This window comes from Pseudodesulfovibrio senegalensis, from assembly GCF_008830225.1.
GTDB classification, from domain to species: domain Bacteria; phylum Desulfobacterota; class Desulfovibrionia; order Desulfovibrionales; family Desulfovibrionaceae; genus Pseudodesulfovibrio; species Pseudodesulfovibrio senegalensis.
On the sequence record NZ_WAIE01000004.1, the window covers coordinates 223,254 to 248,497 of the forward strand.

Sequence of the window (25,244 nt, forward strand, 5' to 3'; positions counted from 1 at the left end):
CTATGCTTTTTCGGCTGTTGCCGGGCCGAACAGGCGGCTCGTGAATTTCACATACCATGCCGCGGACTGCACCTGGATGATGTAGGCCACGGCCACCACCAGTGCCGCGTCCGAGCCTTTTTCTCCGAACGCGTTGATGGCGATGGCCAGCGCGATGGACAGGTTGCGCATGACCGAGCCGTAGACCATGGCGATGGCGTCGCCGCGCGGCAGGAAGCGTTTGCCCACCAGCGTGCTCAGGGTGAAGTTCAGGGCGTAGATGATGACCAGCGGCACAAGGATGCGCAGCAGCATGTCCGGGGCCGCCGCAATGGTCTTGGCCTTGAGCGCCAGCGCCACGAACACGATGCCCAGTACCCCGAGGGTGGACATGGGCGGGAACCGCGGCGCGATGCGCTGCTGGAATTCCTTTTGCCCATAGGTGCGCAACAGGAACCGCTGCGTGGCGTAGCCAAGGGCCATGGGCAGGAATACGATGAAGAATATCTGCTTCATGACCGCCATGATGTTGACCTCGATGGACGCGCCCATGAGTGCCTTGACGTAAAAGGGTGTTGCCAGCGAACCGACCACAAGGCCGATGACCGTCATTTTCACGGCTGCAGCCATGTTGCCCTTGGCAAAGCCGGTCCACGAAATGGTCATGCCGCTGGTGGGCACCAGCCCGGCCAGTAAAAGTCCCAGCGCCATGTACGGCCTGTCCGCGAAGAACAGGCTGCCTATGCCGAAGGCCAGGAACGGAACCAGCGCGAAGTTGATGAACTGGGTGATGAGTTGGGCCCGGGTGTCGCCGCCCTCCAGCACCTTACCTATCTTCAGGGTGACCATCATGGGGTAGACCATGAGAAAGGTGAACGGCAGGATCAGTGATTTGAGCCATGCGGCCGGGGCCGACATGCCATAGGCGAATCCGGCGGCCATCATGATGGGGATGGCCACGATCAGGTTTTTTGTGATGCGCTGTATGAGATGCCACATGGGCGGTTCCTCCTGTGGGACGTTTGAAGCCGGGCGGTTTTCATTGTTCTGTCCTATGGTGTAGTCTGTCTGCCGTGGCGTGGCATTGATGTGTGGTAATGCGGAAGAGAAAGGCCGCCTTTTCGTGCTCCCGTTTTCAATACCGTTTGCTGTACCATTTGTACTGTAGTGGATTTATTATAATTTCAAATGCTTCTAAAACAGTAGAATGTGAGCGGAATTCAACTCAATGTTCGTTTATTCGGTCCTGCGGGGCGGGAGGATTTGTATGGGAAGCAAGAAAATGTCGGTATTCACCCTGAGCCTGATGACCGTGGCGGCCGTGGTCAGCCTGCGGGGACTCCCCATGATGGCCAAGGAAGGGCTGTCCATGATCTTCTATATTCTGTTCGCCTCGGTCATGTTCCTGATCCCGGCCTCGCTGGTGGCCGCGGAACTGGGCGGCGCGTTCAGCGACAAGGGCGGCGGCGTGTACACCTGGATCAAGGAAGCATTCGGCTCCCGCTGGGGGTTTACGGCCATCTGGCTGCAATGGATCCAGAACGTGGTCTGGTATCCCACGGTGCTGGGTTTTGCCGCGGGCGCGCTGGCCTATCTGTTCATGGATCCGGGGCTGGCGGACAACGGTACATACACGGGCGTGGTCATTCTGGTCTGCTATTGGGCCGCAACGTTCCTGACCCTTGCCGGTTCCGGGGTTGCCGGGGCCGTGACCCGCTACGGCGTGCTGCTGGGAACCGTGCTGCCCGGCGTATTCATCATCGTGCTGGGCGTCATGTGGGTGGTGCAGGGAAACCCCATTCACTTTTTGGTGCCGGACGCAGCCACCGCAGCTGCCGAACATCTTGCGCACCCGCACGCACGTCTTTTTCCGCATTTGACGGGGTTGGGCAGTGTGGCTTTTCTGGCGGGCATCATCCTGCTTTTTGCCGGCGTGGAGGTGCACGCGGTGCATGCCAATGAGCTGAAAGACCCGGCAAGTGAATTCCCCAAGAGCATGTTTCTGGCCGCGGGCATCATCTTCTCCCTGTTCATGCTCGGCTCCATGGCCGTGGCTGCGGTGATACCTGCAGAGAAGATCAGCCTCACGGCCGGTTTGATGCAGGCCTTCAAGCAGTTGCTGGCCACGTTCAACCTTTCGTTTTTGACCCCGGTCATGGGCCTGCTGGCCGCGTTCGGGGCCATCGGCGGGGTCATGTCGTGGGTGGGCGGCCCGAGCCGGGGCCTGCTGGAGACCGCGCGGCAGGGCGAGATTCCGCCGTTCATGGCCAGGACCAACAAGAACGGCGTGCAGGTCAACATCCTGATGATACAGGCCGTGATCGTCAGCGCGCTGGCAACGCTCTATTTCATCATGGACAACGTGAGCGTGGCCTTTTTTGTGCTTTCGGCCATGACCGTGACCCTGTATCTGGTCATGTACATTCTCATGTACGCCGCAGCCATCAAGCTGCGTTTCACCCGGCCGGACCTGCCGCGCTCCTACAAGGTGCCGGGCGGCAACTTCGGCATGTGCCTTGTGGCGGGCGTGGGGCTTGCGGGCGTGTGCTTCGCCCTGCTGGTGGGATTTTTCCCGCCCAGCAACCTGCCCGTGGGTAATCCGGCCCTGTACGTCGGCCTTGTGGCTGCGGGCATGATCGTGTTCATCGGCCTTCCCCTGCTCATTCACGCCCGCAAGAAGCCCGAGTGGCGTCAGGGCGGCAACGAATAACTTTCAGGAGACAATCATATGGCATTGCATAAACAGAATGATCTCAGGGACGAGATGCTGGACGACGTGTTCGCTTCCGACGACCTCTCCACGGGGCTGCCCAAAAAGCGTTTCCCGGAACCGGAGCGTGAGGCGCGGCACGTGTATCAGGCCGTGCACGACGAATTGATGCTGGACGGCAATTCGCGACAGAATCTGGCCACGTTCTGCCAGACGTGGCTGGAACCCGAGGTCCACAAGCTCATGGACGAGTGCGCGGACAAGAACATGATCGACAAGGACGAATACCCGCAGACCGCCGAGCTTGAAGCTCGGTGCGTGCGCATGCTGGCCGACCTGTGGAATTCGCCGGACGCGGTCAACACCATGGGCTGCTCCACCACCGGGTCCAGCGAGGCCGCCATGCTGGGCGGCATGGCCCTGAAGTGGAAGTGGCGGGAACGGCTGCGGGAGCAGGGGGTGAGCGAAGATGAAATCAAGCTGCGCCAGCCCAATCTCGTGTGCGGGCCGGTGCAGGTCTGCTGGCACAAGTTCGCCAAATATTGGGACATCAAGCTACGTGAAGTGCCCATGAAAAAAGGGCAGCTGATCATGAGCGCGGAAGAGGCCGTCAGCCAGTGCGACGAAAACACCATCGGGGTCGTGCCCACGCTGGGCGTGACCTTTACCTGCCAGTACGAGCCGGTCAAGCAGATCAGCGACGCGCTGGACGAATTGCAGCAAAAGACCGGGCTGGATATTCCCATCCATGTGGACGCGGCCAGCGGCGGCTTTCTTGCCCCGTTCGTGGACCCGGACCTTGTCTGGGATTTCCGGCTGCCGCGCGTCAAGTCCGTGAACGCATCGGGCCACAAGTTTGGGCTTGCGCCGCTGGGCGTGGGCTGGGTGGTCTGGCGCGACAAGGACGACCTGCCCGACGACCTGATTTTCTGGGTCAACTATCTGGGCGGCAACATGCCCTGCTTTGCGCTGAATTTCTCCCGTCCCGGCGGGCAGATCGTGGCCCAGTATTACAATTTCCTGCGGCTCGGGCGCGAAGGATACCGGCGTATTCACGAGGCCTGCTACGGCACGGCCCAGTATCTGGCCCGGCGCATCGGCGAAATGGAACCGTTCACCATCATCTATGACGGCGTGGGCGGCATCCCGGCCCTGAGCTGGTCCCTCACCGAAGGGCAGAAACACAACTTCACGCTGTACGACCTTTCGGACCGGCTGCGCAGCCGGGGCTGGCAGGTGGCGGCCTATTCCCTGCCCAAGGACTGCGAGGACCTCGTGATCATGCGTATCCTCGTGCGCCACGGATTCAGCCGCGATCTGGGCGAGCTGTTCATCAGCGACCTTGAGCGCTGTCTTGAATACTTCAGGAAAAACCCGGTGACCACGCCGCTTACCGAAGACGAGGCCGGCGGCTACAGCCACGCAAAGTAGCTCCGGCAATCCGCAAAAAAAGGAAGGGCCTCGGTGGAATGCGGGGCCTGTTCCTGTCAGGTGCATGGCTGTCGGCGCAGAGACGAATACCGTTGCAACCCGACACCGGACATACTAGAAAATGGAATAACGTTTTTTGAACAGGAGGGAGCCATGGAAATCATTCGCATCATCATTTCGATTCTGGTGCCGCCCATCGGGGCGTTTCTCAAGGTGGGGCTGGGACTGCAGTTTTGGGTCAACCTGTTGCTGACCATTCTTGGCTATTTCCCGGGGCTGGTGCATGTTATCTGGCTGCTGGCCCGCAAAAGGTAGGCATACGAAAAGCCCGGCCGCATTGCTGCAGCCGGGCTTTTTTTCGATGTTGTGAGTCCGGATCGTTCCGGATTTTTTTTTACACCAATCCGAGTTCGTTCATGGCCAGATATATTTTCCGGCTGACCCATGCGTCCGTGGCCGCGTAGGTGACCTGCTGGCGGGTCAGGTTCTCTTTGGCCCAGTTGGAACATTGGGCAGACTTGGAAATGCGGAAGCCCAGCAGGTTGGCCGCGAGGTTGCGCAGGCCGTGGGTCTGCATCTGGTGCTTTTGGGAGATTTCACCCAGATCGATGAAGTTGGCGGCCTTGAATTTGGCCAGCTTGTTCAGTCCGATGATGTCGTCGTGCACGGAGACGCCTGTCTTGATGACCTGCTTGCTTGAGAGCAGGTCCAGAAGGCCGTTGTCCATGGGCAGAAGGTTGATCTGGAAGATATAGACATTCTGCTCCCCGGCCAGTTGGATGAGCGAAGGCGGATTGGGCTTTCTGCCCTTTTTGAATACCGGGCGGGTTTCCGTGTCGAATCCGAGCAGTGCTTCGTTTCGCAGGACCTTGATGGCCGCATCGCGCTGCTTGCGGGTGCGCACCACATGAACGGGGCCGTCATAGCGCCGCAACGGCAGTGCGTTGATTTCTTCCTTGGGAAAGGCTCGTAAATGTTCTTCTGGTATTTCGACGACAGTCATACAAACGCTATTCGTGTTCTCTGGTCTTGTGAAAGGAGATGTTCGGCCATGTCTCGACCGCATCATCCAGCCTCCACCGGCTCGGAGCAAGGTAAGTGAGATTTTCGTCCGCGTCCAGTGCCAGATATCTGGCGGCTCCTTTTTTGAACCGCGCCAGCTCGATTTTGTCCTCGCAGGATATCCAGCGGGCCGTGTACAGCTCCACAGGTTCGTAAATGGCGTCCACTCCGTATTCGTCCTGAAGGCGCGACTGGATCACGTCGAACTGCAGCATACCCACGGCCCCGAGAATATAGTCGTTGTTCTGGGTGGGGCGGAAAAGCTGCACCGCGCCTTCTTCGGCCAGCTGGGTCAGGCCTTTCTGCAGCTGCTTGGCCTTGAGCGGGGTCTTGAGGATCACGCGCCGGAATATTTCCGGGGCGAAGTTGGGGATGCCCGTGAATTTGAGCGGTTCCTTTTCCGTGAAGGTGTCGCCGATCTTGATGGTGCCGTGGTTGTGGATGCCGATGATGTCGCCGGGCCATGCCTCTTCCACGCCTTCGCGGTCCTGCGCCATGAAGATGGTGGCCTTGGATATCTGCACGTCCTTGCCGATGCGGTGGTGGCGTACCTTCATGCCCTTGGTGAATTTGCCGGAGTTGATGCGTACGAAGGCGATGCGGTCGCGGTGCTGGGGGTCCATGTTCGCCTGGATCTTGAAGCACACGCCCGAGAAACTGGTCTCGAAGGGTGAAACCTCGCGCTCTACGGCCGGGCGGGACTGCGGATGGGGCGCAAGCTGCACAAAGCTGTCCAGAAGTTCGTGCACCCCGAAATTGTTGATGGCCGAGCCGAAAAAGACCGGGGTCTGTTTTCCGGCAAGGTAACGCTCTGCGTCAAAGGGATAGCCCGCGCCCTCGAGCAGTTCGAGGTCTTCGCGCAGCTTGTCCGCCTGCAGGCCGAGTTCCTTGTCCAGGGTGGGGTCGTCCAGCGAATCGATGACCATGCCCTGATTGATGCCGCCGTTGTGCGTGGCCGAGAAAAGATGCAGGCGTTTGTCGTGCAGGGAATAGACGCCCTTGAACTCCTTGCCCATGCCCACGGGCCACGACAGGGGCGCACATTCGATGTTCAGGGTTTCCTCGATGTCTGCCAGTACGTCGAAGGGGTCCATGCCTTCGCGGTCCATCTTGTTGATGAAGGTGATGATGGGCGTGTCGCGCAGGCGGCAGACTTCCATGAGCTTGCGGGTCTGTTTTTCCACGCCCTTGGCCGAGTCGATGACCATGAGCGCGGAGTCCACGGCCGTGAGCACGCGGTAGGTGTCTTCGGAAAAATCCTGGTGGCCGGGCGTGTCCAGCAGGTTGATCTCGAAGTCCTCGTAGTTGAACTTCATGACCGAAGAGGTGACCGAGATGCCGCGCTGCTGCTCCATGGCCATCCAGTCCGAGGTGGCGTGGCGCGCGGCCTTGCGTGCCTTGACGGTTCCGGCCATCTGTATGGCGCCGCCGAAGAGGAGCAGTTTTTCGGTCAGGGTGGTCTTGCCCGCGTCCGGGTGGCTGATGATGCCGAAGGTGCGGCGGCGCTCCACCTGTTTCTGTATCTGTTTTTCCACGTTCAAATCCTTGTGCAAAAAAATGGGGCCGCAAGCCAGCGGCCCCGCACGTCATACCCGTTATGGGGGAAAGGTCAAGTTTCGGGCCTGCGTTCAGTCGCGCAGGAGCAGGGTGTCCTGGCAGCGGGATTTGGCGTAGCGCCACCAGAACCGGCCGGAGCATTTGTTCTGTGCGGCCAGCGACCGTTGGGACACGGAGTGTTCGTTGCGCGAGAATTGTTGCAGCATGGCCGCTTCCACGGCCTCGGCGGCCTGTTGCGGTGCGATGGTCTTGTCTTGCAGCCCCGTGATCTGTGCGGCCAGGGCTTCGCCGATCATCCGCTGGCCCGCATCCGGTGAAAATCGCTGCCACATGGCTGCTGCCTCGGCGGATTTGCCCATGCGCGCAAGGGCCAGGCCCGCATACAGGGGCGCTTCCCATGCCGTGGAGTCGTTTGCGGCCGCGCTCATGATTTTTTCAGCCTGCTGCATGTTCCCTGCGTGGTAACTGCTCATGCCCGCCATGAGCAGGCGCGAGAGGCGCGTTTTCTTGCCGGCTTCGGCGTTGTTGGTCATGAGTTGGGCAAAGGCGTCGGCCGCGCGCTTGAAGTAGCCCGCAGCGGTTGTGGCGTCGTTGTTGCCGCGCAGGGCGATGATGGCGCGGCCGAAATTCTTTTCGCCCACCGATCCGGGCGGGGTGGCCATGGCTGCAGCGGGAACGAGCAGGCTCGCCCCCAGGAGCAGGGTGCAGACAGCGATGTTTTTGCGTATGGCGAAGAAACGCATGAAAACCTCCGGGTGCTTGCGGCCGGTCCGCGTCATGCGGACATGTAGGCCTTGGCAATGCGAAACACATCGTCGTAGGCCATCTTGTTGCGGATGCCCATGGCCATCTCCAGCGACATGTCCATCTTGCGCCGGGTTTCGGCAATGGTCTGGTCGCGGATGCCCTCAAGGTGGTAGGCCAGAAAATCCGGCTCGAAATTGTCGATGGCCAGTGAAAGGCCTTCGGTGAAATAGCGTGAATGCGAGTAGGGCAGCAGTTTTTCCAGCCGCCGCTTGTCGGGCCGCGCGTAGATGACGTAGAAAAGCAGCTTCACCACCAGCCGGTCGAACGGCATCTTGTGGTCTACGGCCAGCAGCGTGTGCAGGTCGGCCCCGCGTTCCTTGACCGCCGTGGTCAGGCCGTGGGCCATGTCAAAGGCCGCCTTTTCGGTCATGGGTGCGTGGGAAAATTTTGAGTCCATGCGTACCATGGTGATGCGCGGGTTTTCCGCAGCCGCAATGGCGAACAGGGCAAGACGCATGAGGTCGATCTTGCGGCGATAATCGTCCAGCAGGGCGTCGCGCTTGACCTCGGCCAGCCTGCGCACGAGGTCCGGTTCCATCCTGGCGAACACCGTGTCCAGCAGGTGGCTGATGTAGCTTTCCTGCGTGGTCTCCAGTTCGTCCCGGATGATGTTTTTGCCCTTGCGTGTGTCGATGACCTTGCGGATGGACAGCCAATAGGCGGCCAATCCCTCGAAGGGCATTTCGAGTATGTCCAGTTCCTGCCGTGCGTCAGCGGCGTGCCCGTTGGTTTGATTCATGGACGAACTGTAGCCCAATCCGTCGAAAAAACAAAGACAAGGGCGTGAACGGTGTTGCCGTCGGTGAGCAGAACCCGCCACGCTTGTCATGCGTTCGGCTTGGGATTATGACAGGCTCTTTGGCAAGCCCTGCGCAACCACCTGTTTCCCGGAGACGTTCCCCATGCTGCATTACCCGGATTTCGACCCGATCATTTTTTCCGTGGGACCGTTTCAGGCCCGCTGGTACGGCATGATGTACGTGTTCGGCGTGGTGGCGGGCTGGCTGCTGGGCCGTTGGCGCGCATCGCGTCCGGGCAGCGGCTGGACCGGCCCGCAGATGGACGATTTCGTGACATACCTGATTCTGGGCATCATTCTGGGCGGCAGGCTCGGATACGTGCTTTTCTACAACCCGGGTTACTATTTTTCCCACCCGTCGGAGGTCGTCGCCATCTGGAACGGCGGCATGTCCTTTCACGGCGGCGTGTTGGGCGTGATCCTGGCCTGTTGGCTGTTCGCACGCAAAACCGGCAAGCACCTGCTGGACGTGGGTGACTTCGTGGCACCGCTGGTGCCGCCGGGCATCATGTTCGGGCGCTTGGGCAATTTCATCAATGGCGAGCTGTGGGGTCGGGTCACGGACGGCTGGTGGGGCATGGTTTTTCCCGGAGCCGGTTCGCTGCCGCGCCATCCTTCCCAGCTGTATGAATCCGCGCTTGAAGGGCTGGCCCTGTTCGCGCTGTTGTGGTGGTATTCTTCCAAACCGAGACCGCGCGGCGCGGTGGGCGGCATGTTTTTGCTGGGCTACGGCGTGGCCCGGTTCATCGTGGAATTCGCCCGGCAGCCGGACGCCCAGCTCGGATTCGTGGCCATGAACTGGATGAGCATGGGACAGGTTCTGTGCCTGCCCATGATGCTTTTGGGCGGCTGGCTGGTCTTTCGTTCACGGTAGCAGGCCGGGCACGCGGATTTCAAACAGCTTTTCCCAGAGCTTGCCCGTGGCAAACAGGCGGTCGTTTTTTGCATCGTAGGCCAGCCCGTTGGCCACGCCCGCGCTGCTGCGCACCCGGTCAAGGAGCGGTTTCAGGTCCACCCATGCTTCGACCAGCCCGGTCTTCGGATTGATGACCGCCACGCTGGCGCATTTCCAGATGTTGGCCCAGATGCGGCCGTTGATCCATTCCAGCTCGTTGATGTTGCGCACGGGGCGGCCATTTTCGTGCACGCGCAGGGATCGCACGGGCCGGAATGTTCCGGGTTCCCGCCATGTAAGCATGTCCGTGCCGTTGCTCATGATCAGATACCTGCCGTCGTGGGTCAGTCCCCATGCCTCGGCTTCCCCCTTGTCGCCGCGCACGTAAAAATCCCCGGCAAGGAGCAGTTCAAGAGGATTTTCCTCAAGGTCCGGAGCCCGATCCGGGTCAAGGTCGGGCAGGGAAAAGACATAGCCCTGCCCGGAACGCCATGTGAGCACGTACGCGGCTTGGTTGAGAATCGTCAGCCCTTCCCCGAACCTGCTGTCCGGCAGGTGCGCCAGCCGAAGCACCCGGCCTGTTGCCGGTTCCACGGTGCGCACCGTGGATTGTTTGTATTTGCCCGTGGATTCGACAAGATACGGCCCGTAAAAGGCCAGTCCCTGTGTGGACGCGTGGGGATCGTGGGGATGTTCGGCCTGTATCGCAGCCGTGTAGTGTTTGATTGTTTCGGGCTGCTGCGCCAGACAGTTGCCGGCGAAAGCTACAGCCAGCAAGGTCCACGGCAGCAGGGCAGCAATGGCCCGGCATGTGCGGATTCCTTGATGTAAAAAGCGTTTCACGGTAGTATTTCCGGCGGCTTGCCGCTGACGGGATCAGCCGTGCTTCATGGCGTGAATGCCGCCGAGGGTGAAGCGCACCAGATGTTCTGTGAATTGTTCGAGATTGTCCTGCACATGCGGTCGTGGCGGGTCCATGCGGTCCGTGAGCGGCATCATCACCAGCGGGTCCAGCAGCTGGCCCCATATGCTCAGGGCGCAGTTCAGCACCACCGGGTCCGTGGGCGGGGTCTGCAGTATGTCGGCCACGATGGAGCGCAGTTCGTCGGCCGGAGCCTGAACATAGTGCTCCACCAGAAAATCGAGGTTGGTGCTCGGATTGGCCACTTCCATGAGAAAGATGGCCCAGTGCGCGGCCACGGGGCCGCCGTCGTTGTCCGAGTTGTAGATGTCTTCGACCTTTTGGCGGATGTATGCCTCCAGCCGTTCCTCGGGCGATGCATCCGGATTCCGTTTCAGGTCGGCACGGTTCTGTTCGGCCTGCACGCGCACGAATATGTGCTCCAGAACGGAACGATACAAAGGCTCCTTGCCGCCGAAATGGTAGTTGACCGCGGCCACGTTGGCCTGGGCAAGGCCGCATATTTCCCGCACTGTTGCCGCGGAATAGCCTTTGTCCGCAAAAACGCGGACCGCGGCGGCCAGAAGGGCGTTCTTGGTGCCTGCATCGTTGTTGTGCATGGATGATCCTTGAGGCTTGAATTTTGTTTGAAACGGTCGTTTTAAGTCCGGTGGGGAGTCTTCCTTTTCGGGTGGGTTTTGTCAAGGCCGTGAGTCGTTTTTGGCCACAGGGCCGGCACGACTCGTGAAATAATATTGAAAACATGGAAAACAATATGAAATCCCTGAAAGTGCAACTGGCCGAGCGGGCCGGTTTCTGCATGGGCGTCGACCTGGCCCTGCAGCGTCTGGACAAGGTCATCGAGGAGAGGCCCGGCGAGGCCATTCACATTCTCGGCCCCATAATTCACAACCCGCAGGTACTGGAGCGCTATGCGCGCAAGGGCGTGATCATTGCCGAAAGTCCGGCGGATGTCCCCGAGGGTGGCTGCGTGGTCATCCGGGCCCACGGCATCACCCGGCAGGTGGAGCAGGCGCTTGAAGAGCGCATGGTGACCATCAAGGACGCCACCTGCCCCAAGGTCAAGAAGGCGCAGATTCTTATTGGCCGCCACACCCGCGACGGGCGCTGCCTGTTGCTCTACGGCGAGGCCGACCATCCGGAGGTGCGCGGGCTGGTGAGCTACGCCCATGACGAGGCCATTGTTTTCGGTTCTCTGGAGGAGCTGGAGCAGTGTGCGCTGGAAAGGGACGGTCGGTACGTGCTGGCGGCCCAGACCACGCAGGACAGGGCCATGTTCGACGTGATCGCCGAGCGGCTGGAAGGGGCTCAGGCTCTGGACGTGGTCGTGCTGCACACCATTTGCGACGCCACCAAGGAGCGCCAGCGCGAGGCCATGGCCATGGCCCGCGAGGTGGATTACATGGTGGTGGTGGGCGGCAAGAACAGCGGCAATACCCGCAGGCTCGCACAGGTGGTTGCGGATCAGGGAACGCCCGTGGTGCACGTGGAGACTGCCGCGGAGCTGCCCATGGAAGATTTCATGGACGTTGCCAGCGTAGGCGTGACTGCCGGGGCATCCACCCCCCGCGACCTCGTGGAAGGCGTGCTGGAGCGGCTGGGCAGCCTTTGAGCACGAAAAAGGGGCCAGGAGGTTCCGGGACGGGCATCCCGAAAGCTGACCTGACCCCAATTTCCGTTGCGTTCCGCAAGGCGACTGCCGGCAAGGGCTGTTCTCGCGGTCATATTGCGGCATGCCTGGTGGAGGTCAGGCAGAGGGGTCGCCTCAATAATGATTGACCGATACGGTTCAGCCGCCTCTACCCGGCATGTGTTCTCCGCGCGAACTCGGGCCTTGTTCGCTAATGAGCGGAAGAACAGGGCTGGCTGTGCCGGGCCGGAACGCGCATGAGGGAGGAGTTGTCGTAGAGCGGATTGTTCCGAAAATCCTGAATTGGAAGCGGAAAACGCCTATACCTGACTTCCAGTATAGGCACGTCAAGTCTTTCTAGTATTATTTTTGCCGATTATAACCCGATAAGATTATGCCCCGGGGCATGAAATCAAGGAGAAGCCATGGATATCAGCGCAACCATTGCGGAAATGAAGAAGGACCCGGGTTTTGCGGAAAACGTGGGCATGGTGTTGGTGCACAACGGCGTGGTGCGCGGCTGGTCTCGCGACGACCACGCCACGGTCACCGGCATCGAGATCACTCCGGACTATGAGCGCATGGAGGAAATCCGGAAGGAGATCGAAGGGCGCGACGGCATTTGGCGCGTGGTTGCCGAAGCTCATGAAGGTCCCATGAAGCCGGGCGACGATGTGCTTTTTCTGATCGTGGCCGGGGATATTCGTGAAAACGTGAAGCCCGCGCTGGCCGACCTGCTGGACCGCATCAAGTCCGAAGCCGTGACCAAGCGCGAGATTTTCGACTAGGCACGGGCAGGCGGCAACGCGGGATCAGGCTGCGCCATAGCGCATCATCAGGTGGAACACGGCCTGCACGTAGCGGCCGGAGACGACGTCGGCCAGAGCAAACCCGGGCAGGTCTTCGTGGGCCATGACCCCGGTGTAGGCGAACCACGTTTCCAGCGAGAGCTTTTCCAGCCCCGGCGCCAGCACCGTGTTCCAGAGGTCGCTGGCCGTGTCCTGCGCCAGTTCATAGGTGCGGCACTGCAGCGGGCGGTGTTCCCAGAGCATGCATGCGCCCTCATGGAGCAGAGGGCAGGTGGCTCCGGCCTCGGACAGGCAGTATTCGCCCGCGTCCGCACCCTGATCCACGTTTTGGGCCGTGCTGCGTTCCTTTTTTGCGGTTTCCACGGCCCGGCCGATGGCCTGCAGGCGTTCGTCGCTGGAAAGCCGTGCGTTCATGAAGTGGGTCAGGTGCACGGCCTCGATGAGCGACAGGGTGATGGGCGTGCTGCAGCAGCGCGTATGGTCGCGGCCGCAACGCTGGTCGTTGCCCAGTTCGTAGGCAAAAAGGTCTTCGGCCCGAGCTTCGAGGATGGTGTAGTCCTTGAAGAACGGCGCGAGGTCCACCGCACGTTTCATTTCAAGGGACGGTTCGCGCAGGGTCAGTTTGCGGCTTGAGCGTCCGTATTTGCGGATGGTCCACCACTGGGCGAAGTTGGCGGGCTTGGAGCGCAGCTTCTTGAGTTTTTTCCAGGCACCCTGATGCCCGAGCCCGCGCCGCAGCAGGTAGGCGTTGAGCACGGTCCCGGTGCGCCCGATGCCGTGCCGGCAGTGGATGAGCACCTTTTTTCCCAGATAGATGGCCTCGTCCAGCCAGGCCAGCGCCTTTTCCAGTTCGGCCAGTTCCGGCGCCTCCTCGTCGGCCAGGGGCATGTGGTAGACCTCGAATCCGGCCTGGCATTCGATGTCGTGCAGGTCGCAGAATTCGCCGCACAGGTTGAGCACCGCGTCCACGCCCGCCGCGTGCAGGGCGTCGAGCTGTTTGTCGCTCATGGGGGCGGCTCCCACCGCGAGCTGGTCCGTGACCCAGGTGAGCTGGTATGCGGGAACGGTCATCAGTTCTTGTTCTCGAAGCTTTGGATGAATTCTTCGGCCTTTTGGTCCACCTGTTCCTCATCCCTGAGGGCCATGTCCATGAGCCGGGTGGCGGCCAGCAGGTAGCCCAGCCGGGCCAGCAGTCGCTGGATGGCGCTTTCGTCCAGCCGGGTCACGCTGGCGTCGATCATGTCTCCGGTGGATGATGTCTCGAATCCGCAATATTCCAGTACTTTGCGAATGAAACGCAGCCGGAGCAGACGCTGGTCGAACCCGGCGCCGCCGCCCTTGAACCGGAAGTTGATGTAGTTGCTGCCGGTTTCCGGTCCGCAGACCGAGTCCACCACGGAAAAATGGTAGCCGAAACGCACCATGAGGTGCAGATAGTCGTCGGAAATGATGGCGTAACTGGCCAGCAGTTGCGAGTCGAACTTAAAGATGCCGCCGCTGATGCGGTCGAATTCCTCCCAGTCCATGTGGGTCTGCTTGCGGTCCCATGCGATGCGGGAATCGGAAAGCCCGAACCACAGGGCCCACATGGGACGCCCCACGATGTCGTCCGGGGTGATGACGTCCTTGTCCCCGGCCATGCCGAACAGCCCGCCGCCCAGATCCAGCACGTACATGACCAGCGGCAGGTCGGTCTTGAGCTTTTTGGCCCGTGTCATGCCCCGGCCGCGTTTGTCCACCAGCGAGAACATTTCGGCCACGCTTTTTTCATGGGCGAAACGCACGATGTCGTGCAGGGACCGGCAGCCCTCGGGCGTGAAGTTGTCGGCTTCCGGGTCGGTCAGGGTCAGCTTGACCGTGTGCGGGATGACGGACTTGTAGGGTCGGGTGGCCGCTTCCGGTGCCTTGGTCTCCTGGTTGGCCCGGCGCAGCACCTCGGAAACGCAGCCCTCCATGATGGCTCCGCTGACCGCGTCCACGGTCACGGTGCGTCCTTTTGTCAGTCCCTGCGCCGCGGTGCTGTCCACCAGAACCGGCACACCGTGCTCCCGCGCCACGGATGCAAAGTGGCTGGCGCGGCTGCCCTGTGCGGCCACCAGCGCGGCAATGCGGTCCATGAACTGGGTCAGGGCAGGCCGAAGCGTGGGCGTGACTACCACGGCTCCCTGCGGAATGGCCGCGAATTCTTCGCCCGTGGCCGCGGGAAAGACCTCGCCGCAGCCCGCGCCGCCCGAGGCGCGTTCCAGTCCGGAATAGAGCACGGTTCCAAGATCCTTGGCATCGTGTTCGGGCACTTCGTCCTTTTCCTGTTGCAGGGGGCGGGTCTGCAGGATGGAAATGCCGCCCCCGGGCATCATGACCCATTCCACATCCTGTGGGGCGTTGAAAATGGTTTCCAGCGACGAGCAGTATTCGCCCAAACGCAACAGTGCGGGTTCGGGCAGCAGAACACCGCCCTGTGCGCAGCCTTCCAGCAGCCGCGGTTTTTCCTCGCGGCTCAGGAAATATTTGTCCGGGGTGCGGCTGCCGTCCACCAGTCCGTCAGCCAGCCCCTGTACTGCGTAGACCCCCATGGCGTCTCCGCCCAGAGCCGGGCAGGCCGGGTCGTCCGTGTAGACCACCCCGGCAGCTTCGGCATCCAGCATGGGCAACACCAGTACTGCCATGGCCGTGTCCGCGTCCGAAAGGCCGTTGCGGATGCGATAGGTTACGGCGCGCGGGCAGTATTTGCCAGCCAGCACCCGTTTGTAGGCGTCCAGCACCTCGTCCGGAGAAACGTTCAGTTCGCTGGCGTATTGTCCGGCAAACGATACGTTGCCGTCCTCGGCCAGCGCACTGGAGCGCACGGCCAGATGGCAGCCTTCGGGCATGAAATCGTTCACGGCTTCAAGGATGTCGTGGGCAATGTCCTCGGGCACTTCAGCAGCCAGTATGAGTTCCTGAAGTTCCTGCATGGCCTGCAAAAGGCCGTCGCTGTCCGAGAGAACCACCGAAGAAAGGATATCCTCGACGCGCGGACGCAATTCGTTGCTTTCCATGAAATAGTGGAATGCGTTGGCCGTGATCACGAATCCGGGCGGCGTGGGAATGCCTGCCGTTCGCACGGCCGCGAGGTTGGCGGCCTTGCCTCCGGCCTGATCAGCCCGGTCCGCCACTTCGTCCAGTTCCAGGACATAGGGCGGTGCCAGGTCCGGCTCGTCCAGCTGCAGGTTCATGCGCGCGTAGAAGTCGATCTTCTTGAAGAATTCCGGAAGATCCACGTACCGGGCCGGGCTCATGGCGGTCAATGCGTCCACCACACCTTTCACTTCTTGGGAAAGCTCGGCGGCCATGCGGTTGATGCGTGCCCGGTCCGCCAGCTCGTGACCGTAGAAGAATCCTTCCAGATCGGCGATGAGTTCAAGGGCGCGGGTGTCGTGGCGCAGCAGGTCCTTGAAGGCGTTGTACTTGGTGCGCAAAAGCGCACCCGGTGAAAAAACCTGATAGGTCCAGTGCTTGAACAGTTCCTTGTTGAACACGTCGCCCCTCCTGCGCTTGTTCCCCGCGTTTGCGCGGCCGGTGCGGTCGGCTGGTGTCCGGATTATCCGGCCAGTATTTCCTCGACCTTGGTTTCCAGCTCCTGCTTGTCGATGGGTTTGACGCAGTATTCGTCTGCGCCAAGCTTGAGGGATTCGCGGGCCGTTTCCAGCGTGGGATAGCCCGTGAGCATGATCACCCGTGTGGCCGGGCTGATTTTCTTGATTTCCTCAAGCACCTCCACTCCTGTCATCTTTTTGAGCTTGATGTCCAGAATGGCGAGGTTGGTTTCGTTGTTTTCCATGTGCCGGATGGCTTCTTCCTCTTCGGTGAACGCGTTTACCTGATGGCCCTTGCGTTCCAGTATGCGCTTGATGAGGATGCCGGCGTCCGTTACGTCGTCCAGTACCAGTATATTAGCCATTATCGTGCTCCGTTAGTTTGGTGGTCATGCCGGTTGGTCGGCAGGGCAATGATCCAGCGGCAGGTTGACGGTGAAGACCGTGCCCGGTCCCGGCAGGGGCGCATCGGGCGTTTCCGGAAAGGGAAATCCGTCCGGCAGGGGGCTTTCGGCCTCGATGTTTCCCATATGGTCTTCTATGATGCCGAAGGATACGGAAAGGCCCAACCCTGTTCCCTTGCCCACGGATTTCGTGCTGAAAAACGGATCGAAGATCTTCTTGAGGTTGGCGGCCGGAATTCCGGAGCCCGTATCCGCCACCTGCAGGGTGACGATTCCTTTGGGAGTATCCAGCCGGGTGCGGATCAAAATGGTCCCGCCATCGTCGGTAAAGGCGTCCTTGGCGTTGTTCAGGAGGTTGATCCACACCTGTTTGAGCTTTTCCGGGTCACCATAGATGATGGGGAAACGATCGTCGAGGTCCGTGAGTATGGCCACCCGGTCGAGACTGAATGCGTGCTTGACCAGACTGGCCGCTTCCATGACCGAGTTGTTGAAGCACATCTCGCGCTTGGCGGACTCGGTCTGCCGGGAGAACCCCAGCAGGTCGGCCACGATCTTGCGGCAGACCTTGGTTTGCTTTTCAATGGTGGCCAGGTCCTGATGCAGCTGCGAGCCTTTATCGACGTCGTCCTGCAACAGTTGCGCGTAGCCGAGAATGATGCCCAGCGGCGTGTTGATTTCATGGGCCACGCCGCCCGCAAGCTTGCCGATGGATTCCATCTTCTGAGCCTGGATGAGCTGTTCCTCGTAGGCCTTGATGTCGGTGATGTCCCGGTCCGTGCGCAAAAGGCCCGTGGTATTGCCCTTGTCGTCGTACACCGGAATCTGCACCACATGGAACCACTGCTCGCTTCCGTCCTCGTTTTCCATGCGTTCCTGACGGTCCACGCGTTTGCTGGTGCGCAGCACTTCTCGGGCCTCGAGGTTGCGGCTTTCGGCTTCGTCTTCCGGGAAGAGATGAAAATCGGTCTTGCCGGGGATGCGCGAGGCGTCCATGCCCACGAATTGGGCAAAGGCGCGGTTGGCTGCCTGATAGATCATGCGCGTGTCCACCATGGAGACCCTGTCGGGGTTCACGTCCATGACCGTGCGCATGAGGCGCTGCTGGTGGGTGAGGTTGCTTTCGGCCTCGCGCAGTTCCTGAATGTGGTTCTTGAGCGTCAGGGCCATGAGGTCGAAGGTTTCGGCCAGATCCTGTATCTCGTCCCCCACGTTTTGCTGGAAGACCTGACAGTTGCGGCAGGAGTCGAGATTGTCGCTCTTGCCTTTTTGTCCGTGGTATTCGCATTGCGTGCCCGCGATGTACCAGCAGCGGCGGCGCTTGTCGTGGTAGGCCGGGCAGTCGGCCATTTCGCAGTTCATCATTTCCCAGCAGTGGGCTTCGGGCGGGCTGGCCGTGGTGCTGTCCAGATTGCCCTTGACCATTTCCTCGGCATGTTTGCGCAGTGTGGCCAGCCGCCTTGTCACGGTGCGTGCGAATACGGTCCCCAGCGCCGTGACCAGAAAGAGCGCGCCTCCGAACATGCCCGCCAGCGTGGTGGTCAGCTGGTTGATGGTCATGTTGATGCGTTTTTTGGAAAGCCCGATGCGCACCGTGCCCATGCGCTGGCCCGCCACCATGACCGGGGCCGCGAAGTCATAGATGTGTTCGGTCCCGGTATCCAGCAGCTGGATGTGGACCTTGCCATCCCTGCCTACCCGGTTGGCGCCGGTCAGTTCCGAAGGAAATCCCTTGTGAAACGAGTGGGTCAGCACGCGTCCGTGCTGGTTTTCGATAAAGGCGTAAACCACGTCGCCCACGCCGCTGGCTTCATCCGCCATGTTGCGCAGGCGCAGGTAGTCCTGCGAGAGCATGGGGTCCACGGCGCGCACGGCAAGGCTTTCGGCCAGCGCCACACCGCGCTGCTTGTTTTCCTTGATCAGTGCGCGGGCCGTCATGCTGCCCACCAGCGGCAGCAGGGTCACGGCCATGCCCACCACGATGGCGATGATGCCCAGGTTCAGTTTTGTGTGGAAACGCAGGCGACTGAACATGCGCACGTCAGAACCCTCCCGACAGCATGCCGATTTTCTTGGCCAGGGCGCGCACCGGATCGTAATCCTTGTCCTGCGCGCTGATGATGCCGCGCATGCCCGCAGTGCGCAGGATGTCGGCCTGGTCCTCGCGGGCCATGGTCAGGCGGAACATGGCCCGGCGGATGCGTTCGACGATGTCCGGGTCCAGCCCCTTGCGTGCCGAGTAGACCCAGCCCGGATAGGGACGGGTTTGTGCCAGCACGCGGATCTGGTCGAGGTCGATCTTGTTGCGCACGATGTCGAGGGTTCCCTTGCGGATGGTGCCGATGTCGTATGCACCGGCATTGACGGCCAGCACCACCTTTTCCTGCTTGCCGCCCGGTCCGGGAGCAAAGACCACCTCGTCGAAGTCGGCAAGGTCCAGCCCGTGCTCCATGAACAGGCCCAGCGGAAAGAGGTAGCCGCCGGCGGAACCCGGGTCCACGGCGATCCAGCGCTTGCCCCGGCAGTCGTCCAGCGAATCGATGAGCGGGTTGTCGCGCCGGATGATGATCTGGCCCCGGAAGTCCGGGCTGCCCGTGGGTTCGATGATGCGCGCGAATGCCCGGGAGCCGAGCCGGGCCAGGCGGATGTATATGAGCGGGTTGGTGTAGGAAATGTCGATTTCCCCGCGTTCCACCATCTTGATATGTTCGTCGAAGGTGTCCGGGAATATCTGGCGCAGGGGAAGTCCGGTCTCGTTGCGCAGGTAATCGAGAAGTTTTCTGTGGCGCTCAAAGGATATGGTGTGCGAGTATTGGGGCAGATAGGCGTAGGTGATGGATTCGGCCGGTTTGGCCGCGGTGATGGGGGCACGCTTGTTCATGTCCACCTTCACCACGGTTTCCTCGTCCGAGCATGCCGAGCACAGCAGTGCGGCCGCAAGGAGGAGTATGGTGACGACGGTTCGGATCAGTTGCATGGCATGCCTCGGTAAAGGTCAAATGTAACCTGAAGAATATACACCAAATTACGCGGTCTTCCAACGGGATTTTGCTTGAGTGCGCCCTGAAATGGCGATACACCCGGGCAGAGCGAGCAAACAAGGGAGTTTACAATGCACAAATCATATCGCGTCCCCATGAATCCGGTGGTCATCGTCATGTTTCTGCTGGTGGCCGCGGCCGTGGCTGCATTAGTGGCCTGGAGCTTCAATTCCGGATTCAAGTGGACGGGCATCTGCCTGTTGGTGGTCACCGTGCCCATGGGCGGCTTTTACTGGTATATGCTTTACGTGAACCCGGCCCGGTCCGAGATCACGCTCAGCAGTGAAGGGGTGCTGGTCAATGCCCCGCCGTTCATCGAGGCCGCCATCCCCTGGGGCAACATCGAATCCGTTGCCGTGGCCGACCTTGAAAACGACGACCGCCTCGCCGTGCAGAAGGCGAAGCGGATCATGAAATTCGGTGCATACCGTTCCGGCGTGGTCACGCTCAAGAGCGGGATCGAAGCCGTGCTGCTTGCACGAAGCAGCCGCGTCGTCTGCCTGAAGGCCGGGGACAGGGCCTACCTGCTCGGGCCCATCAATGTGGACTCCCTTGCCGAGGAGTGTTCCTCCAAAATCAACTAAACCCAGCCTGACGGCTTGGGCGGACCAATCCGTGGCCAGTTTTCTGGCTTCGGCTGTCGATACAGGCCCGATGGCGGCGCTGACGTAAAACGATCAAACCCTCGCGTACCGGATCATTTCCCGCGGTCTGTGGACAGGCTGTCTTATCCGGCCTGTTCTGCTTCCTTCTTTTCGGAACCCTGCATCAGGTCCGCATAGCTGAGCATGGTTCCGCCCGCGTTTTCGTTTTCCGTGATTTTGCGTTTGATGGTCCTGAATACGGGCAGCCACGGCTTGAGCTTGCCGAACAGGTAGCGAAAGAGAATGTACGCGGGAATGAAAATGAAGGACGGCCCCACCTCGCCCACATAGGGCACGCTGAAATCCACGCCCGCAAAGCGGTAGTAGAGCCAGCCGATGGCAAAGGGCACGGGCCAGAGCGACGAGGCGAACAGGGCGATGTGCGAAAAGAAATTCTTGCCGAATGCGTCGTTGGCCAAGTGGTTGCAGGCTTTCCAGGCTTCCTTGTTCTTGCAGCCCAGCGCCTGCACCGAAAGATTGTGGTTTTGCACCATGTCCGCACTGTGGTTGGCGAAGTGGCGCTTGTTGAAGAAATAGGCGGCGGCCATGCTCAGCTCGCCGATGACCGTGGCCAGCAGGCATATCCAAGTGATGCCGAGGGCAAAGCCCAGCCATGCCTGGCCCGGGATGCGGAACATCCAGATCAGGAACGGGTCGAGAAAGGAATACACTTCAGTGCCGGTCACGTTATTTTTCTCCCTTGCATTTGCTTGAAAGGGGAGACCGCCCGAAAGCGGCCTCCCACCAATGGTCTTTCTTGTTCCTGTTGCGGCCTAGAACGGGGGCACGATGCTGTAGCCAAGGAAGCCCTTGGAGCAGTAACGCAAGCCAACGTAGACAGCCAGCACAACGAACAGGCGCTTCAGCCAGATGTCCGGGATGTACTTGGAAGTCCGGGGCCCGATCATGGAGCCGATGACGATACCCACGAGTTCCGCGCCGATCAGGGACCATTCCACCGGGGTCTGCTTGAGCAGCATGTAGGAGGCGATGGAGTTGATCATGCCCACGAACACGGCCAGGGCGGATGTTCCGGCGACAAGGTACATGGGCAGGCCTGCCACGGAGGTCAGGAACGGCACCAGCAGGAAGCCGCCGCCGACGCCGAGGAAGGAGGCCAGCGCTGCGATGAAGAAACCACCCACCAGCGGGATGATCGGGTTGAAGGAGAATTCAACGCCGAAGAAGGTGAACACGCACTTGGTCAGGGTGAAGGTCACGACCTTGACGCCCTGATCGGAAGTGTCGGCGGTTTCGTTCTTCACGGAATCCTGGAAAGCCTTGGCAGCTTCCTTGGCGGCCTTTTTCTTGTTCTGGCCGGCCGGGGTGGTTTCGTAGAAGAGGTAGCAGCCCAGGAACAGCACGAACAGGCCGAAGTAGCCCAGGTACGCCTTGAGGCTGATCTTGCCTGCGGTCAGGATGGGGATGAGCCAGGAGCCGCCCACGGAACCGATGGCCAGGGCGATGCCCAGCGGGGCCACCAGACGTCCGGCCTTGAAGTAGTTGAAGGAGGACAGGGCCGCCGAACAACCCACGAGCCACTGGTTGGACACGCGGATGGAGTCGGTGACGACCTTGTTCAGCTTCATGGTCTTCTTGAAGCTCTTGGCGTAGTCGCCCAGACCGTAGATGGTGATGTGGCCGACGCCGGCCATGATGCCGCCGAACGCGCCGACGGTGGAGAATATCCAGCCGACCCACACGGCCCAGACCAGGCCGATGATGACGTTGAGCTGGGGTGCTCCGGGAATCTGCAGGTAGCCGGGCTCACCGGCGGGCTTGGCCTCGGCAATGGCCTCTGCCAGCCTGTCGGCCAGCGCGGGGGTCGCCATGAGGCATACGAGTGCAGCCAGCATGGCTGCAATGGCGAAATACTTCTTGTTTTTCACCGCTTCCTCCTCTCGGGTTCAAGTTGCTCCGTTACGGGACACGATCTCATCCGCCCGGATGAAATGATACAGACCTAATTTACCTATAAGCGCACGAACGTCAGCGCCTTGGCTGTGCAGCCGGTGACGCAGGCCGGTTCGAGCCCCTGCTCGACACGGTCGATGCAGTAGTCGCATTTGACCACCTTGCGCGTGCCGGGAATCTTGACGGGCACCTGCCACGGGCATGCGGCGATACAGTTGCCGCATCCGCAACAGGCATCCTGATCCAGATGCACGATGTTGTCCTCGGGACTGACGTGGAGTGCATTACACGGACAAACCGGTACGCATTTGGGATCGGTACACTGTTCACACGGCTGATACCGCGTCATGAACTTGGGCTTTCCATCCGATCCCTGAACAGGGCCGTAGCTGCCCAGCCAATTCAGGCTCACTCCTTCCGGAATGTTGTTCTTCACCTTGCAGTGCACCATGCATGCGTAGCAGCTGATGCAGCGTTCCTTGTCGAAAATGATCTTGTAGGCCGCCATGGCGTCTCCTGTTTCATTGCAGATATGACGGGCCCCCCCGTGGCAGGAGGGTTTTCCAGCTACGCCTAGGAATCATGTACCACAAAGTGATGTCAATTAATTTTGCGCTCGTTATTTTTTTCACCACTTTTTTGCCGGGAAGGCCATTTTTCATTCATACTGTACGGAATCTCATGTGATGAATTTCACAAGTCTTGACGTATCTGGCGGGGATGGTGTGGATTCCGGCACGCGGAATCATGTTCGGTTTTTCACGTGGCCCGTTTTTGCTTGCTTTTGCTGGTTGTGGCTGCGTATATCGCGTATTGGTAAAAAACGTCCGTCAGCACGGCGAGGAATAGAGTCAGGAGGAATCATGGCAAAAAAGAACGTTTACAGCATCTGCGGCATGTGTACGGTGCGCTGTCCCATCCTTGCCGAGGTGGAAGACGGGCGCGTGTCCTATATTCAAGGCAACCCGCACGCCTCCGGCATTGCCGGGGCCCTGTGCGCCCGCGGCGCAGCCGGAACAGCTCTTACATATGATCATGAACGGCCCCAGTGTCCCATGATCCGCGAAGGCGAGCGCGGAGAGGGCAAGTGGCGCGAGGTCAGCTGGGACGAGGCCCTGGACTATGTGGCCGAAAAGCTCATGGCCATTCAGGAGAAGCACGGCAAGGAATCCGTGCTGTTCTCGGACCGCGGCGGACCGTTCCGCGACCTGTACCGCGCCTTTTTGCGCGGCATCGGCACGCCCAACTACAACAACCACGACTCCGCCTGCGCGCGCAACGTGCAGAACTCGGCATTGTCCCTGTTCGGATTCGGGCGCAAGGGCGTGGCCTACGACCTCAAGAACGCCAAGCACGTGGTCCTGCAGCAGCGCAACCTGTTCGAGGCCATCAACGTGGCCGAGGTCAACAACCTGCTGGACGCCAAGGAAAACGGCTGCAAGATCACGGTTATCGACGTGCGCGCTAACGTGAGCGCCGGCAAGGCCGACAACTTTTTCATGATCCGTCCGGGCACGGACTACGCCTTCAACCTTGCGGTCATCAACGTGCTCATCAACGAGGAATTGTACGACAAGAAGTACGTTGCCGACTGGTTCAAGGACTTTGAGGCGCTCAAGGATTTCGTGCAGCCGTACACCCCGGAATGGGCCGAGGAGGAGACCACGGTTTCCGCGGAAGGCATTCGCAAGCTGGCCCGCCAGCTGTCCGAGGCCGCACCCTCGGTGCTCTGGCACCCCGGCTGGATGACCGCCCGTTATTCCGATTCCTTTTACATGTCCCGCACCGCCTACATCATCAACGCGCTGCTGGGTTCCATCGGCGCCAAGGGCGGCCTGCCTTTCATGAACAAGCCCGGCGACGTGGGTGCCAAGGGCCTGAACAGCTTCATGAACCTGTATCCCAAGCCCGAGGCCAAGCGTGCGGACGGCGTGGGCTGGCAGGAAGGCCGCACCCATCTCGACGCCGGTCCCGGGCTGGTGCATCTGTCCTACGACGCCATCGTCACGGGCGAGCCCTACCCCATCAAGGCCTACATCGTGCATCGGCATGATCCGCTCATGGCCTACCCGGACGTGGCCGACGTCAAGAAGCTCTGGGAAAAGCTGGAGCTGCTGGTTTCCGTGACCTTCTCCTGGTCGGATACGGCATGGTTCGCGGACGTGGTGTTGCCCCTTTCGCCTTATCTGGAGCGCGACTCCGTGCTGGCCGCCAAGAACGGCCTGCGTCCCTCGTTCATTCGCAGGCCCCGTTGCGTGGAACCTGTTTACGACACGCTCTCCGAATGGGAAATCTACTGTGGGCTGGCCCGGCGCATGGGCCTCAAGGAACTGGATTACAATAATATCGAGGATGTCTGGAATTTCCAGTTGGAAGGAACAGGCGTCACCCTTGAGGACTTCGAGGAAACCGGCATGGTTTCGCTGGCGGACGAGGCTCTGTACCGTCCGGTCAAGGAAGGTTCGTTCAAGACTCCCTCCGGCAAGATCGAGATGATCAACGAAAAGCTGGAGAACAGCGGCTACCTTTCGCTCAAACCCTACGAATCACCGGAACGTCCGCCCGAAGGGACCTTCCGCATCACCTTCGGTCGTTGCGGCGTGCACACGCAGGGCCATACCCTGAACAACAAGCTGCTGTTCGAGCGCGTTTCCGAAAACGTGCTCTGGATCAACACGGAACGTGCAGCGGAGTTGGGCATCGAAAACAACGACTACGTCAATGTCGGCTCCCGCACCCATCGCGGCAAGATTCGCGCATTCGTCACGGACTACGTCCATCCGGAAGCCATCTTCATGCTGCACGGTTTCGGGCACACCCTGCCCACGGAATCCCGCGCCCGCGGACGCGGCGTGGCCGACAACGAACTCATGCCCCAGGGCATCCGCAAGTACGACAAGGCCGGCGGAGCCGTGGCCATGCAGGAGCATTTCGTCACCGTCACCAAGGAATAGCGGTTTCGCGTTCCACGGTGTCACCGTCACCAGAGAGGGCCCGTTTTCGGGCCCTCATCGGTATTGTTGAAGAATGCCGACAACCCGCCGAACTCCATGAGCTCTCGGCGG

23 protein-coding genes are annotated in these 25,244 nt (G+C 60.6%); 8 read left to right on the top strand and 15 right to left on the bottom strand.

What is annotated here, in order from left to right:
* Window positions 1-978 (bottom strand): arsenic resistance protein, encoded by a 978-nt coding sequence (locus F8A88_RS11030; RefSeq protein WP_151151210.1) that lies wholly within the window; start codon window positions 976-978, stop codon window positions 1-3.
* 268 nt (window positions 979-1,246) lie between these two features.
* Between F8A88_RS11030 and F8A88_RS11035 the strand changes: the two genes are divergently transcribed.
* The 3 genes from F8A88_RS11035 to F8A88_RS11045 all read left to right on the top strand — a co-directional run bounded on the left by F8A88_RS11035 (window position 1,247) and on the right by F8A88_RS11045 (window position 4,435).
* Window positions 1,247-2,689, top strand: coding sequence for an amino acid permease (locus F8A88_RS11035; protein WP_151151211.1), 1,443 nt, complete (start codon window positions 1,247-1,249; stop codon window positions 2,687-2,689).
* A gap of 18 nt (window positions 2,690-2,707) precedes the next feature.
* On the top strand, window positions 2,708-4,120 hold the full coding sequence (gad, locus tag F8A88_RS11040; protein WP_151151212.1) for a glutamate decarboxylase: 1,413 nt from the start codon (window positions 2,708-2,710) through the stop codon (window positions 4,118-4,120).
* A gap of 153 nt (window positions 4,121-4,273) precedes the next feature.
* Window positions 4,274-4,435 (top strand): YqaE/Pmp3 family membrane protein, encoded by a 162-nt coding sequence (locus tag F8A88_RS11045; protein ID WP_151151213.1) that lies wholly within the window; start codon window positions 4,274-4,276, stop codon window positions 4,433-4,435.
* 79 nt (window positions 4,436-4,514) lie between these two features.
* On the opposite strand, the gene F8A88_RS11050 is transcribed toward F8A88_RS11045, so the two are convergent.
* From F8A88_RS11050 to F8A88_RS11065, 4 genes are all read right to left on the bottom strand, one after another.
* Window positions 4,515-5,123, bottom strand: coding sequence for a 3'-5' exonuclease (locus F8A88_RS11050; RefSeq protein ID WP_151151214.1), 609 nt, complete (start codon window positions 5,121-5,123; stop codon window positions 4,515-4,517).
* A 7-nt stretch (window positions 5,124-5,130) separates the two neighbouring features.
* Window positions 5,131-6,717: a peptide chain release factor 3 gene (locus tag F8A88_RS11055; protein WP_151151215.1), complete on the bottom strand. Its 1,587-nt coding sequence runs from the start codon at window positions 6,715-6,717 to the stop codon at window positions 5,131-5,133.
* A gap of 93 nt (window positions 6,718-6,810) precedes the next feature.
* Window positions 6,811-7,482, bottom strand: coding sequence for a tetratricopeptide repeat protein (locus tag F8A88_RS11060; RefSeq protein ID WP_151151216.1), 672 nt, complete (start codon window positions 7,480-7,482; stop codon window positions 6,811-6,813).
* 32 nt (window positions 7,483-7,514) lie between these two features.
* Window positions 7,515-8,285 carry a hypothetical protein gene (locus F8A88_RS11065; RefSeq protein WP_151151217.1) on the bottom strand — a complete coding sequence of 257 codons (771 nt, stop codon included), beginning with the start codon at window positions 8,283-8,285 and terminating at the stop codon, window positions 7,515-7,517.
* Window positions 8,286-8,448: 163 nt separating this feature from the next.
* Here F8A88_RS11065 and lgt point away from each other — a divergent pair, with 163 nt between their 5' ends.
* Window positions 8,449-9,219 carry a prolipoprotein diacylglyceryl transferase gene (lgt, locus tag F8A88_RS11070; RefSeq protein WP_151151218.1) on the top strand — a complete coding sequence of 257 codons (771 nt, stop codon included), beginning with the start codon at window positions 8,449-8,451 and terminating at the stop codon, window positions 9,217-9,219.
* Here the strand turns inward: lgt and F8A88_RS11075 are convergent.
* Both F8A88_RS11075 and F8A88_RS11080 read right to left on the bottom strand, forming a co-directional pair.
* On the bottom strand, window positions 9,211-10,083 hold the full coding sequence (locus F8A88_RS11075) for a glutaminyl-peptide cyclotransferase (protein ID WP_151151219.1): 873 nt from the start codon (window positions 10,081-10,083) through the stop codon (window positions 9,211-9,213). The two genes, lgt and F8A88_RS11075, sit on opposite strands and share 9 nt — an antisense overlap.
* Window positions 10,084-10,116: 33 nt before the next feature.
* Window positions 10,117-10,761, bottom strand: coding sequence for a TetR/AcrR family transcriptional regulator (locus F8A88_RS11080; RefSeq protein WP_151151220.1), 645 nt, complete (start codon window positions 10,759-10,761; stop codon window positions 10,117-10,119).
* A 164-nt stretch (window positions 10,762-10,925) separates the two neighbouring features.
* Between F8A88_RS11080 and ispH the strand changes: the two genes are divergently transcribed.
* Both ispH and F8A88_RS11090 read left to right on the top strand, forming a co-directional pair.
* Window positions 10,926-11,774, top strand: a complete 849-nt coding sequence (gene ispH / locus F8A88_RS11085) for a 4-hydroxy-3-methylbut-2-enyl diphosphate reductase (protein WP_151151303.1) — start codon at window positions 10,926-10,928, stop codon at window positions 11,772-11,774.
* Between the two features lie 443 nt (window positions 11,775-12,217).
* Window positions 12,218-12,580 (top strand): molybdenum cofactor biosynthesis protein MoaE, encoded by a 363-nt coding sequence (locus F8A88_RS11090; RefSeq protein WP_151151221.1) that lies wholly within the window; start codon window positions 12,218-12,220, stop codon window positions 12,578-12,580.
* A gap of 24 nt (window positions 12,581-12,604) precedes the next feature.
* Here the strand turns inward: F8A88_RS11090 and F8A88_RS11095 are convergent, their stop codons facing one another.
* From F8A88_RS11095 to F8A88_RS11115, 5 genes are all read right to left on the bottom strand, one after another.
* Window positions 12,605-13,672, bottom strand: a complete 1,068-nt coding sequence (locus tag F8A88_RS11095; protein WP_151151222.1) for a protein-tyrosine phosphatase family protein — start codon at window positions 13,670-13,672, stop codon at window positions 12,605-12,607.
* Complete coding sequence (locus F8A88_RS11100; RefSeq protein ID WP_151151223.1) at window positions 13,672-16,119, bottom strand: PEP/pyruvate-binding domain-containing protein; 2,448 nt, start codon at window positions 16,117-16,119, stop codon at window positions 13,672-13,674. The genes F8A88_RS11095 and F8A88_RS11100 overlap by 1 nt, the downstream gene beginning before the upstream one ends.
* Before the next feature lie 62 nt (window positions 16,120-16,181).
* Window positions 16,182-16,541 carry a response regulator gene (locus F8A88_RS11105; RefSeq protein ID WP_151151224.1) on the bottom strand — a complete coding sequence of 120 codons (360 nt, stop codon included), beginning with the start codon at window positions 16,539-16,541 and terminating at the stop codon, window positions 16,182-16,184.
* Window positions 16,542-16,565: 24 nt separating this feature from the next.
* The gene (locus F8A88_RS11110) at window positions 16,566-18,614 is read right to left on the bottom strand and encodes an ATP-binding protein (RefSeq protein ID WP_151151304.1); all 2,049 of its coding nucleotides are present in this window, start codon (window positions 18,612-18,614) and stop codon (window positions 16,566-16,568) included.
* Between the two features lie 7 nt (window positions 18,615-18,621).
* The gene (locus F8A88_RS11115; protein WP_151151225.1) at window positions 18,622-19,557 is read right to left on the bottom strand and encodes a phosphate/phosphite/phosphonate ABC transporter substrate-binding protein; all 936 of its coding nucleotides are present in this window, start codon (window positions 19,555-19,557) and stop codon (window positions 18,622-18,624) included.
* Window positions 19,558-19,692: 135 nt separating this feature from the next.
* On the opposite strand from F8A88_RS11115, the gene F8A88_RS11120 reads away from it, so the two are divergent.
* Window positions 19,693-20,205 (top strand): PH domain-containing protein, encoded by a 513-nt coding sequence (locus tag F8A88_RS11120; protein ID WP_151151226.1) that lies wholly within the window; start codon window positions 19,693-19,695, stop codon window positions 20,203-20,205.
* Between the two features lie 143 nt (window positions 20,206-20,348).
* On the opposite strand, the gene F8A88_RS11125 is transcribed toward F8A88_RS11120, so the two are convergent.
* The 3 genes from F8A88_RS11125 to F8A88_RS11135 form a co-directional block, all read right to left on the bottom strand.
* Complete coding sequence (locus tag F8A88_RS11125) at window positions 20,349-20,951, bottom strand: hypothetical protein (protein ID WP_151151227.1); 603 nt, start codon at window positions 20,949-20,951, stop codon at window positions 20,349-20,351.
* 87 nt (window positions 20,952-21,038) lie between these two features.
* Entirely contained in the window at window positions 21,039-22,121 is a 1,083-nt protein-coding gene (locus F8A88_RS11130) for a sulfite exporter TauE/SafE family protein (protein WP_151151305.1), read from the bottom strand.
* Window positions 22,122-22,237: 116 nt separating this feature from the next.
* Window positions 22,238-22,687, bottom strand: a complete 450-nt coding sequence (locus F8A88_RS11135; protein ID WP_151151228.1) for a 4Fe-4S dicluster domain-containing protein — start codon at window positions 22,685-22,687, stop codon at window positions 22,238-22,240.
* 355 nt (window positions 22,688-23,042) lie between these two features.
* On the opposite strand from F8A88_RS11135, the gene F8A88_RS11140 reads away from it, so the two are divergent.
* Complete coding sequence (locus F8A88_RS11140) at window positions 23,043-25,133, top strand: molybdopterin-dependent oxidoreductase (RefSeq protein WP_151151229.1); 2,091 nt, start codon at window positions 23,043-23,045, stop codon at window positions 25,131-25,133.
* Window positions 25,134-25,244: the final 111 nt, after the last annotated feature.

Coding starts and splice junctions, on each gene's coding strand:
- F8A88_RS11030 (WP_151151210.1), bottom strand. CDS start 978: ATGTGGCATCTCATACAGCGCATCACAAAAAACCTGATCGTGGCCATC.
- F8A88_RS11035 (WP_151151211.1), top strand. CDS start 1,247: ATGGGAAGCAAGAAAATGTCGGTATTCACCCTGAGCCTGATGACCGTG.
- gad (WP_151151212.1), top strand. CDS start 2,708: ATGGCATTGCATAAACAGAATGATCTCAGGGACGAGATGCTGGACGAC.
- F8A88_RS11045 (WP_151151213.1), top strand. CDS start 4,274: ATGGAAATCATTCGCATCATCATTTCGATTCTGGTGCCGCCCATCGGG.
- F8A88_RS11050 (WP_151151214.1), bottom strand. CDS start 5,123: ATGACTGTCGTCGAAATACCAGAAGAACATTTACGAGCCTTTCCCAAG.
- F8A88_RS11060 (WP_151151216.1), bottom strand. CDS start 7,482: ATGCGTTTCTTCGCCATACGCAAAAACATCGCTGTCTGCACCCTGCTC.
- F8A88_RS11065 (WP_151151217.1), bottom strand. CDS start 8,285: ATGAATCAAACCAACGGGCACGCCGCTGACGCACGGCAGGAACTGGAC.
- lgt (WP_151151218.1), top strand. CDS start 8,449: ATGCTGCATTACCCGGATTTCGACCCGATCATTTTTTCCGTGGGACCG.
- F8A88_RS11080 (WP_151151220.1), bottom strand. CDS start 10,761: ATGCACAACAACGATGCAGGCACCAAGAACGCCCTTCTGGCCGCCGCG.
- F8A88_RS11090 (WP_151151221.1), top strand. CDS start 12,218: ATGGATATCAGCGCAACCATTGCGGAAATGAAGAAGGACCCGGGTTTT.
- F8A88_RS11095 (WP_151151222.1), bottom strand. CDS start 13,672: ATGACCGTTCCCGCATACCAGCTCACCTGGGTCACGGACCAGCTCGCG.
- F8A88_RS11105 (WP_151151224.1), bottom strand. CDS start 16,541: ATGGCTAATATACTGGTACTGGACGACGTAACGGACGCCGGCATCCTC.
- F8A88_RS11110 (WP_151151304.1), bottom strand. CDS start 18,614: ATGTTCAGTCGCCTGCGTTTCCACACAAAACTGAACCTGGGCATCATC.
- F8A88_RS11115 (WP_151151225.1), bottom strand. CDS start 19,557: ATGCAACTGATCCGAACCGTCGTCACCATACTCCTCCTTGCGGCCGCA.
- F8A88_RS11120 (WP_151151226.1), top strand. CDS start 19,693: ATGCACAAATCATATCGCGTCCCCATGAATCCGGTGGTCATCGTCATG.
- F8A88_RS11130 (WP_151151305.1), bottom strand. CDS start 22,121: ATGCTGGCTGCACTCGTATGCCTCATGGCGACCCCCGCGCTGGCCGAC.
- F8A88_RS11135 (WP_151151228.1), bottom strand. CDS start 22,687: ATGGCGGCCTACAAGATCATTTTCGACAAGGAACGCTGCATCAGCTGC.
- F8A88_RS11140 (WP_151151229.1), top strand. CDS start 23,043: ATGGCAAAAAAGAACGTTTACAGCATCTGCGGCATGTGTACGGTGCGC.